This window comes from Paenibacillus sp. WG02 (assembly GCF_055396115.1).
This window is the reverse complement of record NZ_AP036016.1, coordinates 442338-460866: the sequence shown is the minus strand read 5'-3', so window position 1 is coordinate 460866 and position 18529 is coordinate 442338. Positions and strand designations below refer to the sequence as shown.

Here is an 18529-nt window from a genome sequence, read left to right as displayed (position 1 = left end):
TCACTCACCCCCTACCCAGTAGCTCATGGCCTCTAGCTGTTTATTGTTCACCTGTACCGCAGCGTTGTTGTAATTGATAATAATCTTCTTCCCATTCTCGAAGGTCGTTTGAACCACACCCTCTGCCAATTTACGGTGATCGGTAATCACATAGGACCGAACCTCGTTCAGCACTGTGCCAGCCTCTTTGTAGAAACCTGCCGCTTGATCCAGCCAATCCCCGTAATGCAGCGCATATAGCTCGTTATAATCCGAATCCTTAACCGCTGATGAATCGCTGTAGTACCACTGGTAATAAATATCGGATCCCGTCTCTAGCGCTTTCAACAGGGAAACGCGTGGATGAGTTGCGCTCTGCATATTAAACGGCTCTCCAGCAAGATCATAAAAACCATGGAGCACAATCTGATAAAAGGGTACGTCTTCATCGGTCAGATTCAGGCGACTGCTTTTGGTCGGAGCATTCACAATGACATTGGCATACGGTAGGCTGTAGGCATTGCCGCCATTTACCATTAGATTTTTGGCCTGCTGCTTCAGCTTATCGGTTCCGCCAACGGCCATGTTTAGCGCTTCCTGCCGGTTAATCGGATGATCCGGGTTAAAGTCTGAGTTCACTTCATTGCCTAAATCCCTAAGAGATAAGCCTGTAAGGCCAAGCTTCGCATAGTCGGAGACAAATCCGTCCACTGTTTTTGCCAGCGCAAACGGCGATAACAAGTAATGTGAAAACTTCGTTGAATCTTTGACATACATGACAGGGTCATACTTGTAAACTTTGGCCTTCTGTCTGTCTAGAAAGGAAACTGCATCTGAAGCTCCTTTATATTTTTCAAGAAAAGCTACATCCGGGAAAAAACGAATGTTTTCTTTTGACGCATAATCGATCAGCTTACTGAAACCCTTCTTACCGCCTAACTCACCGACCACTTTAACCTCTGATGGAGATGTATGCCGAATCCCGTCATTAAACCAGCCGACATAGCGGAGCCCGATATCCTTAACTCCTTTTTCTTTCAGAGCTGTTAACATCGTCTGCGTTTCATCAAAGGTCGTCAGCGCTTCTGTTGATTGATACGGAATACCGACAAAAGACGCTTGTTTCTGGAACGCCCCCTCTACCTCAAGCAGGAAAGGACTTGCCTTCGCAGGCTCCAGCTTTTTCAGACCGTGTTTATTCACCAAATACTCCCTGTACTTGCCTGCCATAGCCGTATAGTTGGATGCAGATCCTGACAAAAAGTCATATCGAATCTGATAATCTCCTTGAAACGGCTTCTGCCCGAACATCGGTACGGAGCTCTTTTTGGTTCCGGACGTTAACGTATAGAAGTCCATATCCATAACTCTAAACTTCCCGCCAACTGTGTTGTAGGAATCGTTTCTGCCGGCGATGTCTGCCGTGATATTGGCCATTGCATCTCCGCCTTCAATCATGCCGAGCATAGCGTGGTCGTTCTGCTTGATGCCGAAGACGGGCAGTCGCGTGATCTCGTTCGTTTGAACCTTTTCTTTGACGTCGAAAGTGCCATCGGAACCGTAGACCGGCAGGTTGTAGGCTTCTGCGCTCTTTTTGTTGTTATTCAGATGAATCAAGGCGCCAGACCCGTCAGGGACAAGCATGTAACCGTCCTTCTTCTCGTCCGCAGCCCCGAAATATTTGAACAGCTGAAGCATGGCAATCGGATAAGCATTCGTATATTGAAGCTCCTTGCCGGCTGTCTTCACAACAAGATGCTCTCCGTCCAAGGTGATCTCAAGCGGAACCGTAAATCTCGGACCTTCCTCTTGGGCACTAACTCCCGCCCCATTGTCCTTATTGTCCTTGACGGCTTCCTCGTTCGTATAACCGATTGCCTCTAGCTTCTTGGACAGCTCCTCCGCCACAAAATCCTGCAGCTTGCGCACTTCATATACTTGCTTCTGTTCATCCAATTTGAATTTGAAAGCGACATCCTCACGAGTGTCCTTATCCGGCAGCTTCCCCAGAATGCGCTCCTCAAACCGCTGTTTACCGATCACCTTAGGAATATTGCCGTAATCTTTCGGAATATTTCCCAGCTGGTATACGATTTTAATCCCTTTATCCACGCTGCTGATTTTAAATTGTTTCTTTTTTACGCTGTCGTCGTAGCTGTTGAACGTATTCAACTGCCCTTTTTCGTTGTAATAGGTAATTAACAGTTGAGAAGATAGCTCTGATTTATACAAAGGCGATGCCTTGGGATCCTTCTCTCGATCCACTGGATTGGAAAACCAGATATAGCCGTCTCTTTTGTCCTTGATAGCAATCTCGGCCGTCTCGCGTTTGACGTAAAGCATCAGAGTTTCGTTCTGAACCACCAGCTCCATGGCTTGAAGAGCCTTCTGCTCCTCGGCCGTATTGGACGATACAGCAGCCATTCCACTTGCAGCACGAACCTCCGCGCTTGCGGCAGTTACGGGATTTCCTTTACCTGCTTGATCTGGAAGAACCGATTTGACCTGGGATTGAGCTTCCGCCATGCTTACAGTTTGATCCTGCGAGTAAATCATGATCAAACTGCAGGCCACCAAACCGGCGCTCAGGATGCCAAGGGATATTTTCATCTTGCTGGACACCTTCATCCCTCCTTAGAGCTTTCCGAAGGAAAACTTTCTTCGTAAGCATAATCTTAGTTAACCTATCGTGTGCCGCTAAAATCTGAATGAGAGTTCGCGGTAAATGGATGTGATAAAATTAATCATTTGCTGAAGCATGCTGAAGAACAATACCCCAAGGAAGATGATGATACCAATGACAACAAGCGTCAGAATCATCGTGACCACCGTCTTGGAAGCTGAATATTGATGGACCGTCATGGTACCTACGAACAGCAGCCAGATGAACCAGATGATTGCAATCGCATCAAGCAAATAATAAAACGTGCTTTCGCTTCCAGTAATCACATTGCTGTAAAGCGTCTGCGGGAGATAGATCAGGACGAACGGCATCAGCGCATAGCCTGTAGCCATTACGATTTCTTTAAACTTGCCTTCCCCATCCATCAAAGTGGTCAATGACCAATTCGCAATACACCAAAGCAGAAACGGAAGAACGATGAATTTCAGCTCATTGAGACTGTTCAGTTCGAGCGGATTGTTCATATTAACGACAAAACCGCTGTACTGTCGCTTCAAAATGGTGAAGAGCACGAGGAGAAATAAGCAGACGATTACAACTTTTAACCTGCCTTTTTGATCGTACTTCATCTCCCAAAATCCGTTAAATGGATGCACCATCGTGTAAAAAGGATTTTTCAACACGCCGATTTCCGTGTAATGCTTACCGCGCATTCTTCGGCCTGCAATCTTAACCGTGGTATAACCAAGACCGAAGACAAGCGCAATACCGAGCACGATGGTACCGAAATGCGCGAAGACAACTTCTTTCCGGTATCGTTTGAAAGCTTCGGAATAATAGTCACGGTTATTTCCCAACTTGAAATAACTCATCGCCCCGCGGTTATCGCCATTTTTCAAAAGCGATTTACCGATCCCGATGTAGGCTACCTCAAAGTTGCCGTTCATTTGAAGCACCTGCCGCCATGAAGCAGTAGACGCATCCGTTTGCCCATTGTAGAGCGATGTCACTGCATCACGTATCAGGCTTCCATAGCGTGTAGGCTGGAATACGGACAAACGGTTATTGTCCTTATCGAGCACCAGCACCTTGTCCCCGAGCATCGAGATCGCCGAAGGCGTACGGAATTTCCCCTGTTCGCTGCCCAGCCCGCCGAATTGATATAACAGATTGCCATCTTTGTCGTAGGTGAAAATACGGCCCCTTTTTAAATCCAAAGCGCTGTACATGCCGCCCTCGTCCTTGGCAATATCGATGAAAATGGAGCTCCCAGGCGCGCTGCCAACGTCCAGTGTATGAATATCCCCTTTGGGCGGGAAATAGCCTTTATCCCGTAAAATATCCACACCAGACGGATTCAGACGTTTGATCGGGTGATCCGATTTCTCCTCCGAAGTCGTCGTATACATAAATCCGTCATCATCAATCGCCAAGTTATTAAATTCAAGCGGAATGAATAACTGCATCTGTTCGCGCTGCGCTTTGGTCGAGATCCGTTTCCAGAACAAATCTACGGGATTGAACTTCACGCGATTCGTGCCGATAAATCCATTGAAAACGCCATCGGTATCGAACTCCATTATCCCCTCATAGGATCCGCGACTAATAACATAGATCCGCTGGGACTTATCGATAGCCAGCTTGGTTGGCATGTAGGGGAATCCTTCACGCAGCAGGGAAGATTTCGGTTCCTTTATCACACGCACCAACGCTCCCGTGCTGGTCAATTCAACCAGCCTTTTGTTTTGCGTGTCGGCGATAAATAAATGATCATTGGTCCCGTTGTAGAATACGCCTTCCGGCTTATTGAATGTTTCCTTGCTGCCGTTATTATTGAACCCGGAAATCACCTGAACGGCCTGAAACTGATCATCCAAGACGACGATCCGATCATTCCCGGTATCCGCAAGATAGATGTGACGGTCGCTGCCGACGAATAGATCTTGAGGTGACGACAGATTGCCTGTCTGCAGGTCTGTGCCATACATAACTTTTTGCAGCTCATAGGGACTAGGAGCCGGAACGGTCTGTCCCCAAAAATTATAATTGTACGTATCGTTGTCAGGTGCGGCAATTACAGGAGCGGCCATACCGATGAAAAGCGCAACGGCAAACATCAGGATAAGTATTCTTTTCAAGTGGCTCCCCCCTGTTTACTCTTTCAGACCAGAAGTGGACATGGTTTGGATGATGTTGCTTTGCGTCACAATAAACACCGTGATCGGCACCGCCATCATAAGCAGCGTAACGGCTGAAACCGGCCCCGTCCGCACCAAACCGCCGCTGGCTATTTGCCCGAACACATAATCAACGGTCTTTAACTGCTCGCTGTAAATATATTTGTGGCTCGTCACGGAACCATTCGTCCATAAATTTTGCAGGGAAAAAATGACCAGCGTCAGCCACGCAGGCTTAACGATCGGCATAACAATCTGCCAAAAAATCCGATATTCGCTGGCACCATCGATTTTCGCCGCTTCTAGTAGAGAGTCTGGAACTTGCTCCATAAACTGCTTCATCAGATACAATCCAAGTGTCATGCCGAAGGAAGGCAAAATGATGGCCCAATAGGTATTAACCAAATGAAGCCAGGAAATGGTCATATAGTTTGGAACCTGTGTGACATAAGCCGTAAACATAAGCGACATAACGACCAGACTGAACAAGAAGTTTCTGCCTGGAAACTTGATTTTGGCCAGTGGATAAGCAGCTGCAGAAGCCAAAACTACATGCCCCACAGTACCAACAATGGCAATAAAAAATGTGTTGAACACATAGCGAGAGAACGGCACCCATGAATCGGAAAAAATGTTAACCAAATCCGTGAAGTTTTTGAGAGTCGGATTTCGCACTAACAGCTTAGGTGGAAACACGAAGATTTCGTCGATCGGTTTAAAAGCATTGCTTATGGTAAAAACCAGCGGCAGCGCCATAAAAAAGGCTATGCCGCCGAGCATCAGGAACAATAAAATATCAACCGCCCAAGAGCGGTTCAATCTCTTTGGCATTTTCAATGACAGCTTCATCCCGGATCATTCACCCACTTTTCCTAGCAGCTTACGCGTCAAGAAGTTTGTTGCAAGCATGATGGTAAACAAGACAGTCGCGATCGCGGAGGCGTACCCCATCTCGAAACGGATTGAGCCGTAATCGACTAAGTGGGTCACAATCGTATGTGCTGCGTAATCTACGCTAGGGAAGCCGATCATATAGATCGATATTTCCGCTACGGAGAAGGCAAGCGTGATTTGAATGACGGCGCCGAATAACAGCTGCGGCCGCATGGCTGGCAGCGTGATGAACCACAGCTCCTGCCAGCGGTTCCGCACCCCGTCGATAGCACCAGCTTCATAAAGCGTGAGATCCACGTTTTGCAGACCAGCGATAAAGGCTAGAAAGGATGTTCCCAAACTGAGCCACAGCTGTACGAGGATTAGAATCCCGAGTACGAACCTCGGATCCTGCAGCCACTGGATCGGCTCCAGGATCATCCCCCATTTGATCAAAAATGAATTGGCATACCCGTAAGAATCGCTGGCAAATAAGGTTTGCCAGATCAGGTACGTGTTACCTGAAATCGAAGGCGCATACAGGATTAGCGTGAGCAAAGCACGCAGCTTAGGCCGCAGCTCATTGATCAGCCAGGCGAACAGGAAGCAAGCCATGTAGCTGATCGGCCCTGTAATTAATGCAAACAGGAGCGTATTTTTGAGTGCGATCAAAAAGATGTCATCCTGGACGAACAACCTCGCGAAGTTTTGCCAGCCCACCCATTTGGGCGGTTCGAGCATATTGTAGCTAGTAAAGCTTAAACAAACGGACATTAATACGGGAAATACCGTAAATGTACAGAAAATTAGAAAATAAGGTGCTATTAGCGCATAGGCATGCTTATGCTTTTTGATATTACTGCCCAGTCGGCCGAGTTTACCTCGGAGCTCCGAATTGGATTTCATCACGGTTTTTCCAGTATCGCGTGGCATACTAGGGTTCACTGCAGACTGTTGTTTCATGGCGCCCCCTCATTTCTCGTAGGGAAGATTGAACTCTTTCCGTTTTAAAGCGATTTCGTCGTTGATGTAACGAACGTAATAATCCATCGTTTCGCGCGGATCGTCACCCTGCACGACGACTCTGCGAAAGGCATTATCAATGTTGCGCCCCGTCAAATAACCGCCCGAAACTTCGGGTATCCCTTTCACCCACTTCATTTGCTCCTTCAGTCTACTGAAATCTTTGGAAGGCCACGGCAAAGCGGCTAAAGCTTCCATATTGGCTGTCGGATACCTAGCCGAAGAACCCATGCGAATTTCCATTTGACGTCCAAAAGCGATTTGAGTCTCTTTGCTCGTCCACCATTCCATAAACTTCCAGGCTGCCTCTTTGTTTTTCGTACGTTTGAACATGACGACGCCCGATCCCCCGCTGCCGACATCACGACGAAGGGATCCGTCCGGCTTTTTCGTGCCTGGAACGGGTGCAAATTCCCACAACCCTTTAATTTCCGGGGCAAAGACTGACAGCTTGTTGTACATCGTGTAATCGGCGATGCCAATGGGCATTTCCCCTGTACGGAAACGGTTGGCGAAATCTGCTGCGATCGGAATTTTATAATTCACATAAAAATCGGTCCACCGCTTGAACTCTTTGATCGCCGTTTCCGAATCGAGTCCGCTGGAAGTGCCGTCTTTTTGATAAAACTGGCCGTCATGCTGGTACAAAAACATAGCTAAGGACGGGTTTGGCGGCAGCGTAATGATATTGGTCGTCTCCAAATCGTTACCAAACGTGTTCAACGGTTTTTGCGGCAGCCCGAACTGCAAGTTGTGCTTCTGCAGGATAGGCAGCAGATCGTACACGTCTTCCCAAGTTTGCGGAGGCTTCATCTTCAGTTCATCTTCCAATATATCTTTCCTATAGAAGAGGACTGGGAAGGTTTGCGTTTCCGGCAGCGCATAATAGCTTCCTGCATACTCGTACGGAACCATCGCACTCTCGCTAAAGCGTGATTTCACGCTGTTGAAATCTGGAAACACCGATAGATCCTGCATCGCGTTGCGGCTTGCATAATTGACAGGCAGATCATTGGGAGCCTGCAGCGCTACATCCGGTCCTTTACCGGCTACCGTAGAAGGCAGCAAAATATCAGATCCTACTAACTTCAAATTGATTTGTATCCCCGTCTTGGGCGTGAAGGTCTCATCAATCAATTTCTTGATGGTCTGCGCTTGGTCACGTGCTGAGGTCACCCAAACCGAAACCGAATTGGCTCCTTCTTTCGTATTCGATAACTGATCGTAATTTTCAAAAAAGGAAGCGAAGAACGCTGCTGAGCTGCTTTTGAATTTCTGCCATGCTGTGGCTTCCGGATTCGGCAGCTTGGCTTTCGGTGAGCTTAGCGTCAGGTAATCGATTGCGAGCGGTTGTTCATTCACCGAAAGCAGCCACGCCCCTAGTCCCCCTACATTGGTTTTGAACTGATCAATCCGAGATGGCACCGTATCCGGTCTGTCTGCCATATCACTGAGCTGATAAGCCAGCGTATTCAACATCGCGGTTCGCTCGTCGTTCTTTCCATCCTGCCCTTGAATCAACTTCGTAATTTTATGAAGCAAGTCGCTTTGTTTACGAAACTCCCCCGTCATTTCAGGAATTCTTTGCTCAAGCTGATAATCCCTGAACGAATCGGGTACCGTCCCCGTAAAGCTAATAATTTTACGATACATGGCATTCAAGTCCAAAATACTCGTTTCCACCGCATTCAAAATCGGTGCTAAATCCCCCAAGGTCACTTCGAGGCGGACTTTATGCTTGCCCTTCGTGAAATGAAACAAGTACGGATGCTCAGCATCTTGGCCGATCACCGTCATCTGCCACTGACTGTTGTATGGAAAACCAACCTGTTGAAGCTCTTGAAAGGGCACTTTGCCGTCGATGTACATCGTTCGAAGCGAGGCCATCCCGCGCAAATAGTTCTGATGATTTTTCACAGCTATTTGATATAACCCGTCATCCGGCACATCCAATTCCCATTCGATCCATTGGCCAGGAAGCCGCCAAGCCCACCCGCCCATGGCATTGTTCCGCAATTTCGATGCGTGATACGGCTCAACTGCGGGACTGGAGCGATCATTGTAAGGCAAAAGTGTTGGAGAGGATTTATATAAGGCGCGTTCACCTGGAACTTGCAGCATCACATCTTTCGCAAGCTGGTAACCTTTTTGCGTATATGTGCTCGCCAACGTATCATACGAAGGCGTTGTAGCCGAGTTTGTAAGTTTAAGTGAGTGAATAACGAGCGGTTCTCTTACCGAAGTAAACGTTAGGGTGTGCTTGCCTTTTGAAAAATAAAACAGGTACGGATCTTCATTAAATCCTGTCGCATCCTTTAATAACGATGTCTGCCACATCGGCTCTTCCACTTGCGTTGGTACCAAATCATTGCCCTGCTCGTCACGCTCGAACTCATTCTTATCGTTCTTCCAAATGCGTTGGAACGTCATGCTTTTCGCCTCGGCAAAAGGGACCGAACCGTCAATCCGCAATTCTCTTTCTATATCCGAATCTTTCCCGCTTACCGTGTAGTAATGGATGCCAATGTTGTACATACCCTCTTGCTCGACTGTAAATTGCCATTCAATGGAACCCGTATCCGAAGTCAGAATGGACTTCCCGTTTTCCCCTTGATAATTGTCTTGTACGGAAACGTTCATGCCTTGAGCTGCACTGAATTGTTCGGTAGGGATAATGGTTTCAGCGCTCGGACGCGCCGATTGTTTATATCTAGCCAAATATTCCGCATAGCTGCCTTTTTTATATGTATCTGCCAAAGCTGACAGCGCTGTACTGCTTATAGGACGCTCTTCCGCTGAAGCAATTTGGCGGGAACCGCCGCCGAGCCACTGATACGGTACGAACCCGGTTGCAAAAAACAAAACGAATATGAGGAACACTTTGGCGAATGCTCGGCGCATGGGTTTTCCCCCTTTATTTAAGCTTTGCCCCTAATCCCTGCTTGCATGGAATTAGGGGCATGACATCATGCATGTTTATTTGCTATCCTCAAGCAGTTTGCTGATCTTTGCTTCGAATTGCGGCTTCACTTTGTCTACCGCCGTTGCAGGGGATACTTTACCTTCGGTGATGTCCTTCACAATACCTTCGAACAGTTTCTCTCCATCAGGAATTCCATAGTAAGAAATGTAATTAATGTTATTACTCATTTGCTTACGAGTATCCATGGACTCTTTGTTCGGGTAGGACTGCTGCCAAGATTGCTCGGAAAGCTTTCTGCCTTCTTCATTCAAGCTGATTTCGTCCATAATATGTAGAGCAACTTCCGCATTCTTCGAATACTTGGATACCATCCACATGTTGCCGAATGGCGTGTAGGACACATATTTGTCGGCTTTAGGACCTTTCGGGAAGAAAACGTAACCTAGTTCTTGGCCCTTCATATTATCCTTCAAACCACCGAGTTCCCAGCTGAAACCCGCGTACATGACACCTTTGCCCGCTACGAACTCTTTGCTTGCATCTTCTGGAATCGGCTGTTCAATCGATTTATCCACGTTGAACAGATCCGATGCGTATTGCAGCGCTTGCATAGAATTTTCACTGTTCAATGAGAACTTGATGGCTCCGCTCGCATCTTTATCCACGGCCCCTTTGTTCGTGTAAACCAATTGCTCTGCGAAAGCCTTCACTTTGCCATAAGCGCCTGTGATGCCCCAAACATCGGTTTTACCATCACCATTCGTATCCTGCGTTGCTTTTTTGGAGAACTCACGGAACTTTTCCCAAGTCCATTGACCTTTTTGCTGCAGTTCATACGGATCTTCCAAACCAAGCTTCTGCACTAACGTTTTATTATAGAAGATACCGTATGGGGACGGAGAGGAATCAACCAAGCCATATTGATGGCCATTGTAGCTGCCGCCTACCCTCATCCAATCGATATATTTCGGATCGGATGGTTTGATCCATTGGTCGATCGGCTGAACAAATCCCTTGTTCACAAGCTGTGGGAACGACCAGAATAATTCCAGTCGTACGATATCCGCGAACGGCTGTCCAGAAAGCGAAGTGGTCGTGAAATTCTCCACGTATTTTTCGTAATCCCCGAATTTAACAAATTCGATTTTACAGTTGTATTTCTTTTCAGCAGCTTCAATTAATTTGATTTGCGCTTCTTCTGCTGGGCCTTTCTCTTTCACTGTTCTGGGGTCGGCTCCGTCATACCAGGCACCAATTTTAATGCTTTGACCTTTCAAATCGACTTTCTTTTCTTCCGGTTTCGCACTTTGCGGTGCCGCTGTTGCTTGTGCGGTTGCTTGTGGGGTCGGCGTGGTTTTGGTAGCTGTACTCTGAGAACAACCGACTACACCCGCGACCAACGTAAGAGCTGCTGGAATTGCAAGTAATTTAAACGCTTTCATTCGAACCCCTCACTATCCTTTGGATTTGAAAAAATTAAAACGCTTACAATACGATCTCTTTACAAGAACGAGTTGAATCTCATTGTGTACATCCGAGTTATGTATGCCAACCAAAATCGTTCAATGGATGTTTAATTCACCTAATTCAGGAAAATCGACACAATTAGATATATCTTTAACCTCGTTCTTTAATAAGATTATAGCGAAATGACCTATCTTTGTAAATAGTTAATATATCTTTTGTTAAAATAAACAACTTTGGTTATACTCAATTTGCCCAGTGCACAATAATGGGCTTATGCTGTCCTTGTTGCGCGTGTTTAGTTGATGCAAAATAAGCAGTGACTAAGTGACGTATGATTACTTTGATTGTGTATAGGCAAACTGCGCCAAAGTAATGTAAGGCTTGCTTTGGGCGTGTAATGTTGTACTTCGTACAACTTCAGGCTACGTAAGTTTCGACCTAGTGGCGTTATGCCTACTTTGGGCGTGTAAGTTGTACTTCGTACAACTTTAGACAACGCAAGCTTCGACCTAGTGGCGTTATGCCTACTTGCCTGTGTAATGTTGTACTTCGTACAACATTTTGCCATCTAATCTGCGTTTTCCACGCGATTGTTGTAAAAAATACAACAATTTCGGCCAAAAGCAGCTCATTAGCCTCTAAAACGAGCAAATTGTTGTACGACATACAACAATCCTTAGCTTGCCCAGAAGAAATGAACGAAATTGTTGTACGAAGTACAACTTCGTGAATCCTGGGCGCGCTTGACTTCCTAGCTCACCTTACCACCCCTGATCCATAAATTCCGGGCGTGTAAATATAAAACCTTCCCGTAGGCATACCTGACACCCGGGAAGGTTCGTTATTTAAAGCTGTACGGCTGGAAGATCAGTCGTATAAGGATTCGGGCGCGGCCCCGTGGAGTCGCGTTCTATCCACCGTACTGGAGTCTTAATTTTGTATTGTTCGGTATCCGCGTTCTCAATCCTCCGAATGATGATTTCCGCCGCTTGACGCCCAATCGAGTAATAATCTTGGCCGACCGAAGATAAGGGAACTTCGACATGCCTCGCAATTTCATGGTCGTCAAAGCCCGCTATGGATAGCTGTTCCGGAACTCCAATTCCCATTTCCAAGGCGATTTTGAGCAGATCGACAGCAAGATGATCATGCTCAACCTGAAGAGCGGTAACCTTCATCTGCCTCAATTTCGAAATCAACGATTTGTAAAATCCTTTCGCGTTTGCCCCACTCAACTCACGATAGAAATCCGTCAGCACGAGATCCGAATCGATTGACATCTTATGGTCTTTTAGCGCTTTGCAATAACCGAGATACCTGTCTCTGACAGAACTGCGGTATTCAATGCTGACGCTGGAAACAAAAGCGATCCGTTCGTGTCCGAGTTCAATCAATCTTTTGGCCGTCATATACCCACCTTCAAAGTTGTCGGATACGACACTGCTGATAGGCAAGCTATCGAAATATTGATCGATCGTCACAATCGGATAATCATTCCAATAAAGTGCATTGATTACATCGATGTTACTGATCGTGCTAATTGGATACACAATGATACCGCTCAGGCCGCTTTTCGGCACCTTGGCCAGTATCTCTTTTTCTTTTTCTTTTTTCCAGTTGCTGTTGTGTATGCTCAAATAATAGCCTTTGGAGTCCAAGTAATCATGGGCTCCTTTGATATAATCAAGCTCACTTGTAGCCATATATGGCAAAATCATCGCGATGATGGGGTGCGTTGCGTTAGGAATCCCCGTATCAACGGCATCTTCCGGATATTTCACGTAGCTTCCGCTGCCACGCTTGCGGTATATCATGCCTTCCCGCTCCAGCTCGATCAGGGCGCGTTTGGATGTAATCCGGCTGACGCCGTACTGCATCGCAAGCTCAACTTCGGTCGGAAACTGCTGCTCAGGCACATACTCCCCGGATCTTATCTTTTCTTTCAAATCGCTCAAAATCTTCATATAAAGCGGCTTACTATCCAATTCCAACACATCACTTCCAGTTGTCCAGACATCTCTTAGACAATTTGATATAAAAATATATACCAACATTGTAAATTAAATATACCAAATTATCAAGCATGCTTATTAGGCCCAAGGAACTATTCATCCAACTGCCTTACAACTTGCAGCGCCTCTTTACCGATACCCAGCTTATAGCCGGCAGACAGATACCGAATGCGGCACTCGCGGTCCACCACAAAAACAAGCGGAAGATTGGATTGAAGCTCCGTCTGGATACCAGACAACACGGTTTGCAGGCCTTTGCTTGAGACGTCTTTTGCAAAATGTGTTTCGGCAGGTAAGCCTTCGTAAGCGTTCGGTTGAAACGCAGCAGTCACTTTATCATCCTCAACAACCAGACAAATGGATCCACTCCAATCGTCATACTCCTTAGAAAGCTCTCGGAGTTCCCGGATCAAATGCTTCGTAGGTTCCCTATCCGGATCGATCCAAGCCATGAGTAGACCGCGCCCTCCGGCCAATTCGCCTAGCGCACTTCTTTTACCATTGAAAAATGAGAAAGACAAATCCGGATCAACCTCACCTAATACAGGTGCTTGCACGGATTCTTTGGTAAAAGCAGGTATAACTTCCGTAGTTCTATCTGGCCATACAGTAAACATCGCGAATTGGACCCTAGCCGTCCCATCCGGCAATCGCGTACCTGTCGTTAACCGGTAACTGCCGGACTTCACAACAAGCGGCTCCTCATAGAAGTCCTTTTTACCTGCGGTGAATTGAAGCGTCTTGTACTGGCCATTTTCAAAGCGCGCCAAAGAAAAGTTCCGGAAATATTCCAAGTCATTATCGGCTGCGGCATTTGCCATGAACTTGATGCTCCCTATTTCCTTGTTATCTGACAAGTCTGTCGGTTCCTGGTCACACTGCTGTGCAAATGCAACGTCCTTCCACGTCTCACCAACTAGAAATTGAGGACTCCGTTCGCTCGGTTCAAGACGCGCAGGGATCCCTAAGCTTCGAGCCAACGCTACGAAAAGAATATCTCGGCTCAAACGGTCTCCTTTTTGCAAGCGGAAGCTCCCGGTGGGTGTTGCCATTCCCTGATAATAATTCAAATCTTCCACAATCTCAAAGTGCTCCGAAAGCCAATCAACCAACTTGACTGGATCCTCCCGGAAACTTCGTTGCTCCGAATCTGTGAATTGTTCTTGAAAGAAATTTCTATAAGGCCTTATCATTTCAAAATGAACTCTTGGACAAAGGATGTAACGCATAAACGTCTCTTCCTCATATGCATCTTTAAAAACAGCGGACTGGATAAGATGATCGGCTAACGTTGACCCGAAGGTATCCGTCAAATCTTTAACGTTCAAACTCTCCAGCAGTTTCAAAGTCCATTCGCCGTATTTCGGCGTATATTCTTGTAAAAAAGCAGCGATTTCTTGACTATTACCACGCGCCTTCTCCAATATGTCCCTGACCCTGCTCGCAGGCAAGGACAACTTTTTCGCCAACTCATCTCCCTGAAGGGCATCTACGAAGGAAGCTTCATATTTTTTCCTGATGCTCGCGCCCTCCTGAATACGACGGTTGTTCTCTTGTTTTTCGGCTTCGGTGATAACGTCTTCCGCTGCATCCGGCAGTTCCGGCGGGGGAACCATGTCGAAGACGCTGGTCCCATCCTGCGGCAGTTTATCAGACAATTGAATGTCGAACATATCGGCATCCTTCACACTAATCTTTTTCGTCGCCCAAAGGTTACTCGAAACCGAGTGAATCAACAAATCACCAAGGCCAGCGGTTAAGAAAGCTTCCCCTCGCTCGTCTGCCGGTATTGTAGCAATAGGAGAAAAATCAGCATAGTTGTACACTTGGAAAATGACAGTGGCCCCAGGCACTGGGTTTCCCTTCTCGTCTTTGACCCTGATCGTAATCTTTTTGCTTGGAGCGTAAGGTCTCAGTAAATTGATTTCAGAGTACCAAGGATGTGCTAATGTAAGCTCCTCCGGACCTGGATAGTTGGCTGCAACGCGAGTATTGACGAGCATCGCCCGCTTAGCCGGCCCCCGAAACCACCCCTCATTCAGCCGAGGCTCCGGCTCGCACGCGCCAAGGAAATACCATTTCCCGTCAGCCCACGCCTCCACCCAAGCATGATTGGAATCGCAATGCGCCCATCGCGGTGTATAACACTGGCGAGCAGGAATACACAAACTTCTTAGCGCTGCCACCAGTAGAGTCGACTGTTCTCCGCACCTTCCCAGCGTATTGCGAACCATCGTCAGCGGGGAAACCGTTCGCGGGTCGCATCCGACATAGGTTGCTTTCTCATGGCACCAGTGGTTGATTTCCAATATGGCCTGTTCCATCGAAAGATTCTTAACCCGATCATGCAATTGCCCGAAGAACCATCCCCGGCTGTCCTCGATGTTTTCATTATTGACTCGGTATGGAAGCACAAAATGCAGAAACTCGTGATCGGGCACACGTCTTCCCCATTCCACATCTTCACGGATTTCAAGCGTAGTTCGCACATGGTTTAAAAAGAGACATCCCTCATAATCCGCCAAATCGTTCAGCGGCATGTACGCATATAAAAATTTAAGAGCCCACGCTTCTTCTTCATTCATCGGCTTCTCAAAAATGTCAAAAAGCTCCTTCTCCCTGGCTTGCGCCAACCCCCGCTTGAATCGCATTTTTTCTTCGATTCTCGTGATCGTAGTGCTGTCTAACGAAAAAACATTCGTCATCGTTGTGCCCACTCCCTTAGTCGTTTTATAAGTGCCACATTCATAATGATATATCTTTTTAAATATATACTACAATATAGTATATCTAATTTGTATAATTTTTTTATGTCACACTCTGAGGTTTATTTGGGAGCCTGCTGCTGAGTTCTGTGACTCTGCCAGCTCAAACGTGATTATTGGTGGGAGTGGTCTCCCAAGTAGATATATCTGGTTGCCTGATAATACGAAAAGGCTGCTTCAGCCGTCCTTGGGCGTGTGAGTTTTGACCATTGCCATGCGGCGACACACAACGCGCTCCCAAGATTCGCGTAGGCTGCTCGCAAGACGCATTCGCGTGCTAATCCGTGTAATGTTGTATTTCGTACAACAATAGGCAAGCTAATCTGCGTTTTCCTCTCGATTGTTGCAAAAAATACAACATCTTTAACCAAAAGTAGCTCTATGGCACGGAAATAGGCTAAATTGTTGTACAGCATACAACATCTCAAGCTTTCACAGAAGAAATCGAGGAAATTGTTGTACGTTATACAACTTCGCGAATCTTGGGCGCGACTGACTTGCTAATTCTCCATATAGCCACCTACCCAAACAAATGCTTATGCATACAACCACATTCTCACTCAAACAACAAACAACACCAAGAAAACATAGTTACTTATCTAACCGATTAGGCATGTTCCCACAATCTCCCTCATCTCAGCATTATCCACAACTAACCATGCATGCCAAAATAGGACGAAGCTTAAGCCTCCTCCTAGCCCAACTTAAAATACAAAAAAAGCCGCCTCCCACAAAGGGAAGCAGCTTAATAAGCTACAAATATACTACTCACAAGCCATTGGAGCCGCAGTTGATTGCCTAACAATCAGCTCTGGGGGCATCACAACACGCTGCTTGGCTTTCGCTTCTTTCTTCAATTCCTGGATTAGCAAATCCACGACCATTTTCCCCATCGGCTCAATCGGCTGAGCGACAGTTGTAAGCGGCGGATCTGTGACGGAAGCCAGAATCGTGTTATCAAAACCGATCACGGACAGCTCCTCTGGCACGCGCAAGCCAAGCTGTTTAGCCGCCTGAAGCGCACCAATAGCGAGCAAATCGTTACAACAGAACAGCGCGGTCGGCCGATCAGGGCTCGATTGTCCCAGCAGTTCAAGTGCTTCACGCTTTCCATCCGCTACAACGTAGTGGCAATTACGTACACTGTTTGCCGGCAGCTGAATCCCTGCTTCTTCCAGCTTGCTCTTGAAGCCGCGCACCCTTTCGCGGCTGCTGCTTACTTTCGAGTGCTCAGCCAGAATGGCCATGCGTCGATGACCCAAATCGAGTAGATGCGTTGCTGACAACGCACCTCCGACAAAGTCATCCACCACGACAGTATGAACGTCGAGATCAGGCATTTCCCTCGCGATCATAGCAATGGGGATCGCTCTCTCCATCAATGGAGTCAGCATGTCTTTATTATCCATCCCCGTACCGATGATCATGGCATCCACGCTTTTTTGCTGGAGCAAATTCAGATATCGCTCCACCCGTTCATCTTTATTGTCGCTGCTGCAAATGACCAAACTATAGCCCATATGATGGCCTTGGTCCTCTACTGCTCGAGCAATTTCAGCAAAAAAAGGATTGGAAATATCAGGAACAAGCAGACCTAATGTATAGGTCTTTTTACCAGTCAGCGCTGACGCGATAACGCTAGGCTGATAATTGAGCCGTTCCATAATTTTTATGATTTCACCGCGTCGTTCTTCGCTTATTTTTCCTTTGCCGTTCATGACCTGCGAGACCGCCGCAATGGACACACCGGCCTCTCTTGCCACATCATAGATGGTTGCCTTCATCCTACTACCCCATTTTTCTTGAAGGATACTGTTTTTTCTTCCATTATGAAGGGGCTGACGAGAACTTGCAAACCGGCTTACGCTTCGCGCGGCTTCGTCATAATCCAAGCATGTTCCGGATCATTATGAAACTTCCATGTTCGGGTAGGTCCCGCCATAACATTCAGGTAATACACATCATAACCTGGAGGCGCCGAAACAGGGTGATAGCCACGCGGAACGAGCACAGTTTCGCCATTCTTAACAATCAGCGTCTCATCAAGCGACCGGTCGTCCGTGTACACTCGTTGAACCGCAAAGCCATGCCCCGGATCGACGCGATAATAATACGTTTCTTCCAGAAACGATTCGTCCGGAAGCGCATCGCGATCATGCTTATGGGGCGGGTAGCTCGACCAGTGCCCATTCGGTGTGAAGACTTCAACCACAAGCAAGCTATCCGCAGGCTCCTGCTCTGGCAATATGTTATGGATTTGGCGCTCAATATTGCCATAACCGCGCGTTTCAACCCCTACCTGGTCAGGTGCAATCAGACGTGCCTGATGGTTGCCAGCGCCAGGAGCGGAGCAAATAGCAAGCTCCACCGCTGTCAGCGCGATGACTTCGTAGCGATCATCATTTGGTACATAGACGGAATATGGCGGGATTTTCTCAAATACGCTCATCCGCTGCCCAATATTTTTCCACTCTGCTTGCTTGGTAAGCACATCGGCTTTACCAGTGAGCAAGACCAGACAAACTTCCAACCCAGCTGTCTCACGGCTCAAGATTTGCCCCTCCGCAAGCTGCACAACTTCGAAACCAACATACTTCCATCCGGCTGATTCCGGAGTCACTTTTAAAAGGCTGCCTTCTTCATTCGGGGAGGAGGCAGGCGTTACGATCAGTTTGGACCTGTTCATG

The 18529-nt window shown here is 47.1% G+C and carries 10 protein-coding genes; all 10 read right to left on the bottom strand.

Features of this window, described 5'->3' with window-relative positions:
* The 10 genes from ACBP55_RS02085 to iolB all read right to left on the bottom strand — a co-directional run bounded on the left by ACBP55_RS02085 (position 1) and on the right by iolB (position 18528).
* Entirely contained in the window at positions 1-2601 is a 2601-nt protein-coding gene (locus ACBP55_RS02085; RefSeq protein ID WP_464649394.1) for a DUF5696 domain-containing protein, read from the bottom strand.
* Positions 2602-2676: 75 nt separating this feature from the next.
* Positions 2677-4740, bottom strand: a complete 2064-nt coding sequence (locus ACBP55_RS02080; protein ID WP_464649393.1) for a YIP1 family protein — start codon at positions 4738-4740, stop codon at positions 2677-2679.
* A 15-nt stretch (positions 4741-4755) separates the two neighbouring features.
* On the bottom strand, positions 4756-5628 hold the full coding sequence (locus tag ACBP55_RS02075; protein ID WP_464649391.1) for a carbohydrate ABC transporter permease: 873 nt from the start codon (positions 5626-5628) through the stop codon (positions 4756-4758).
* 6 nt (positions 5629-5634) lie between these two features.
* Entirely contained in the window at positions 5635-6558 is a 924-nt protein-coding gene (locus tag ACBP55_RS02070; protein ID WP_464653206.1) for a carbohydrate ABC transporter permease, read from the bottom strand.
* Positions 6559-6624: 66 nt separating this feature from the next.
* On the bottom strand, positions 6625-9576 hold the full coding sequence (locus tag ACBP55_RS02065) for an extracellular solute-binding protein (RefSeq protein ID WP_464649389.1): 2952 nt from the start codon (positions 9574-9576) through the stop codon (positions 6625-6627).
* Positions 9577-9651: 75 nt separating this feature from the next.
* The gene (locus tag ACBP55_RS02060; protein WP_464649387.1) at positions 9652-11040 is read right to left on the bottom strand and encodes an ABC transporter substrate-binding protein; all 1389 of its coding nucleotides are present in this window, start codon (positions 11038-11040) and stop codon (positions 9652-9654) included.
* Positions 11041-11910: 870 nt separating this feature from the next.
* Positions 11911-13059 (bottom strand): GntR family transcriptional regulator, encoded by a 1149-nt coding sequence (locus tag ACBP55_RS02055; protein ID WP_464649385.1) that lies wholly within the window; start codon positions 13057-13059, stop codon positions 11911-11913.
* Between the two features lie 110 nt (positions 13060-13169).
* Positions 13170-15782 carry a transglutaminase domain-containing protein gene (locus ACBP55_RS02050; RefSeq protein ID WP_464649383.1) on the bottom strand — a complete coding sequence of 871 codons (2613 nt, stop codon included), beginning with the start codon at positions 15780-15782 and terminating at the stop codon, positions 13170-13172.
* A gap of 824 nt (positions 15783-16606) precedes the next feature.
* Entirely contained in the window at positions 16607-17626 is a 1020-nt protein-coding gene (locus ACBP55_RS02045; protein WP_464649381.1) for a LacI family DNA-binding transcriptional regulator, read from the bottom strand.
* Between the two features lie 77 nt (positions 17627-17703).
* Complete coding sequence (gene iolB / locus ACBP55_RS02040) at positions 17704-18528, bottom strand: 5-deoxy-glucuronate isomerase (protein WP_464649379.1); 825 nt, start codon at positions 18526-18528, stop codon at positions 17704-17706.
* Position 18529: the final 1 nt, after the last annotated feature.

What these genes read in the sequence shown, in the direction of transcription:
- iolB (WP_464649379.1), bottom strand. Translation starts at nt 18,528, where the DNA reads ATGAACAGGTCCAAACTGATCGTAACGCCTGCCTCCTCCCCGAATGAA.
- ACBP55_RS02070 (WP_464653206.1), bottom strand. Translation starts at nt 6,558, where the DNA reads ATGAAATCCAATTCGGAGCTCCGAGGTAAACTCGGCCGACTGGGCAGT.
- ACBP55_RS02065 (WP_464649389.1), bottom strand. Translation starts at nt 9,576, where the DNA reads ATGCGCCGAGCATTCGCCAAAGTGTTCCTCATATTCGTTTTGTTTTTT.
- ACBP55_RS02045 (WP_464649381.1), bottom strand. Translation starts at nt 17,626, where the DNA reads ATGAAGGCAACCATCTATGATGTGGCAAGAGAGGCCGGTGTGTCCATT.
- ACBP55_RS02050 (WP_464649383.1), bottom strand. Translation starts at nt 15,782, where the DNA reads ATGACGAATGTTTTTTCGTTAGACAGCACTACGATCACGAGAATCGAA.
- ACBP55_RS02075 (WP_464649391.1), bottom strand. Translation starts at nt 5,628, where the DNA reads ATGAAGCTGTCATTGAAAATGCCAAAGAGATTGAACCGCTCTTGGGCG.
- ACBP55_RS02060 (WP_464649387.1), bottom strand. Translation starts at nt 11,040, where the DNA reads ATGAAAGCGTTTAAATTACTTGCAATTCCAGCAGCTCTTACGTTGGTC.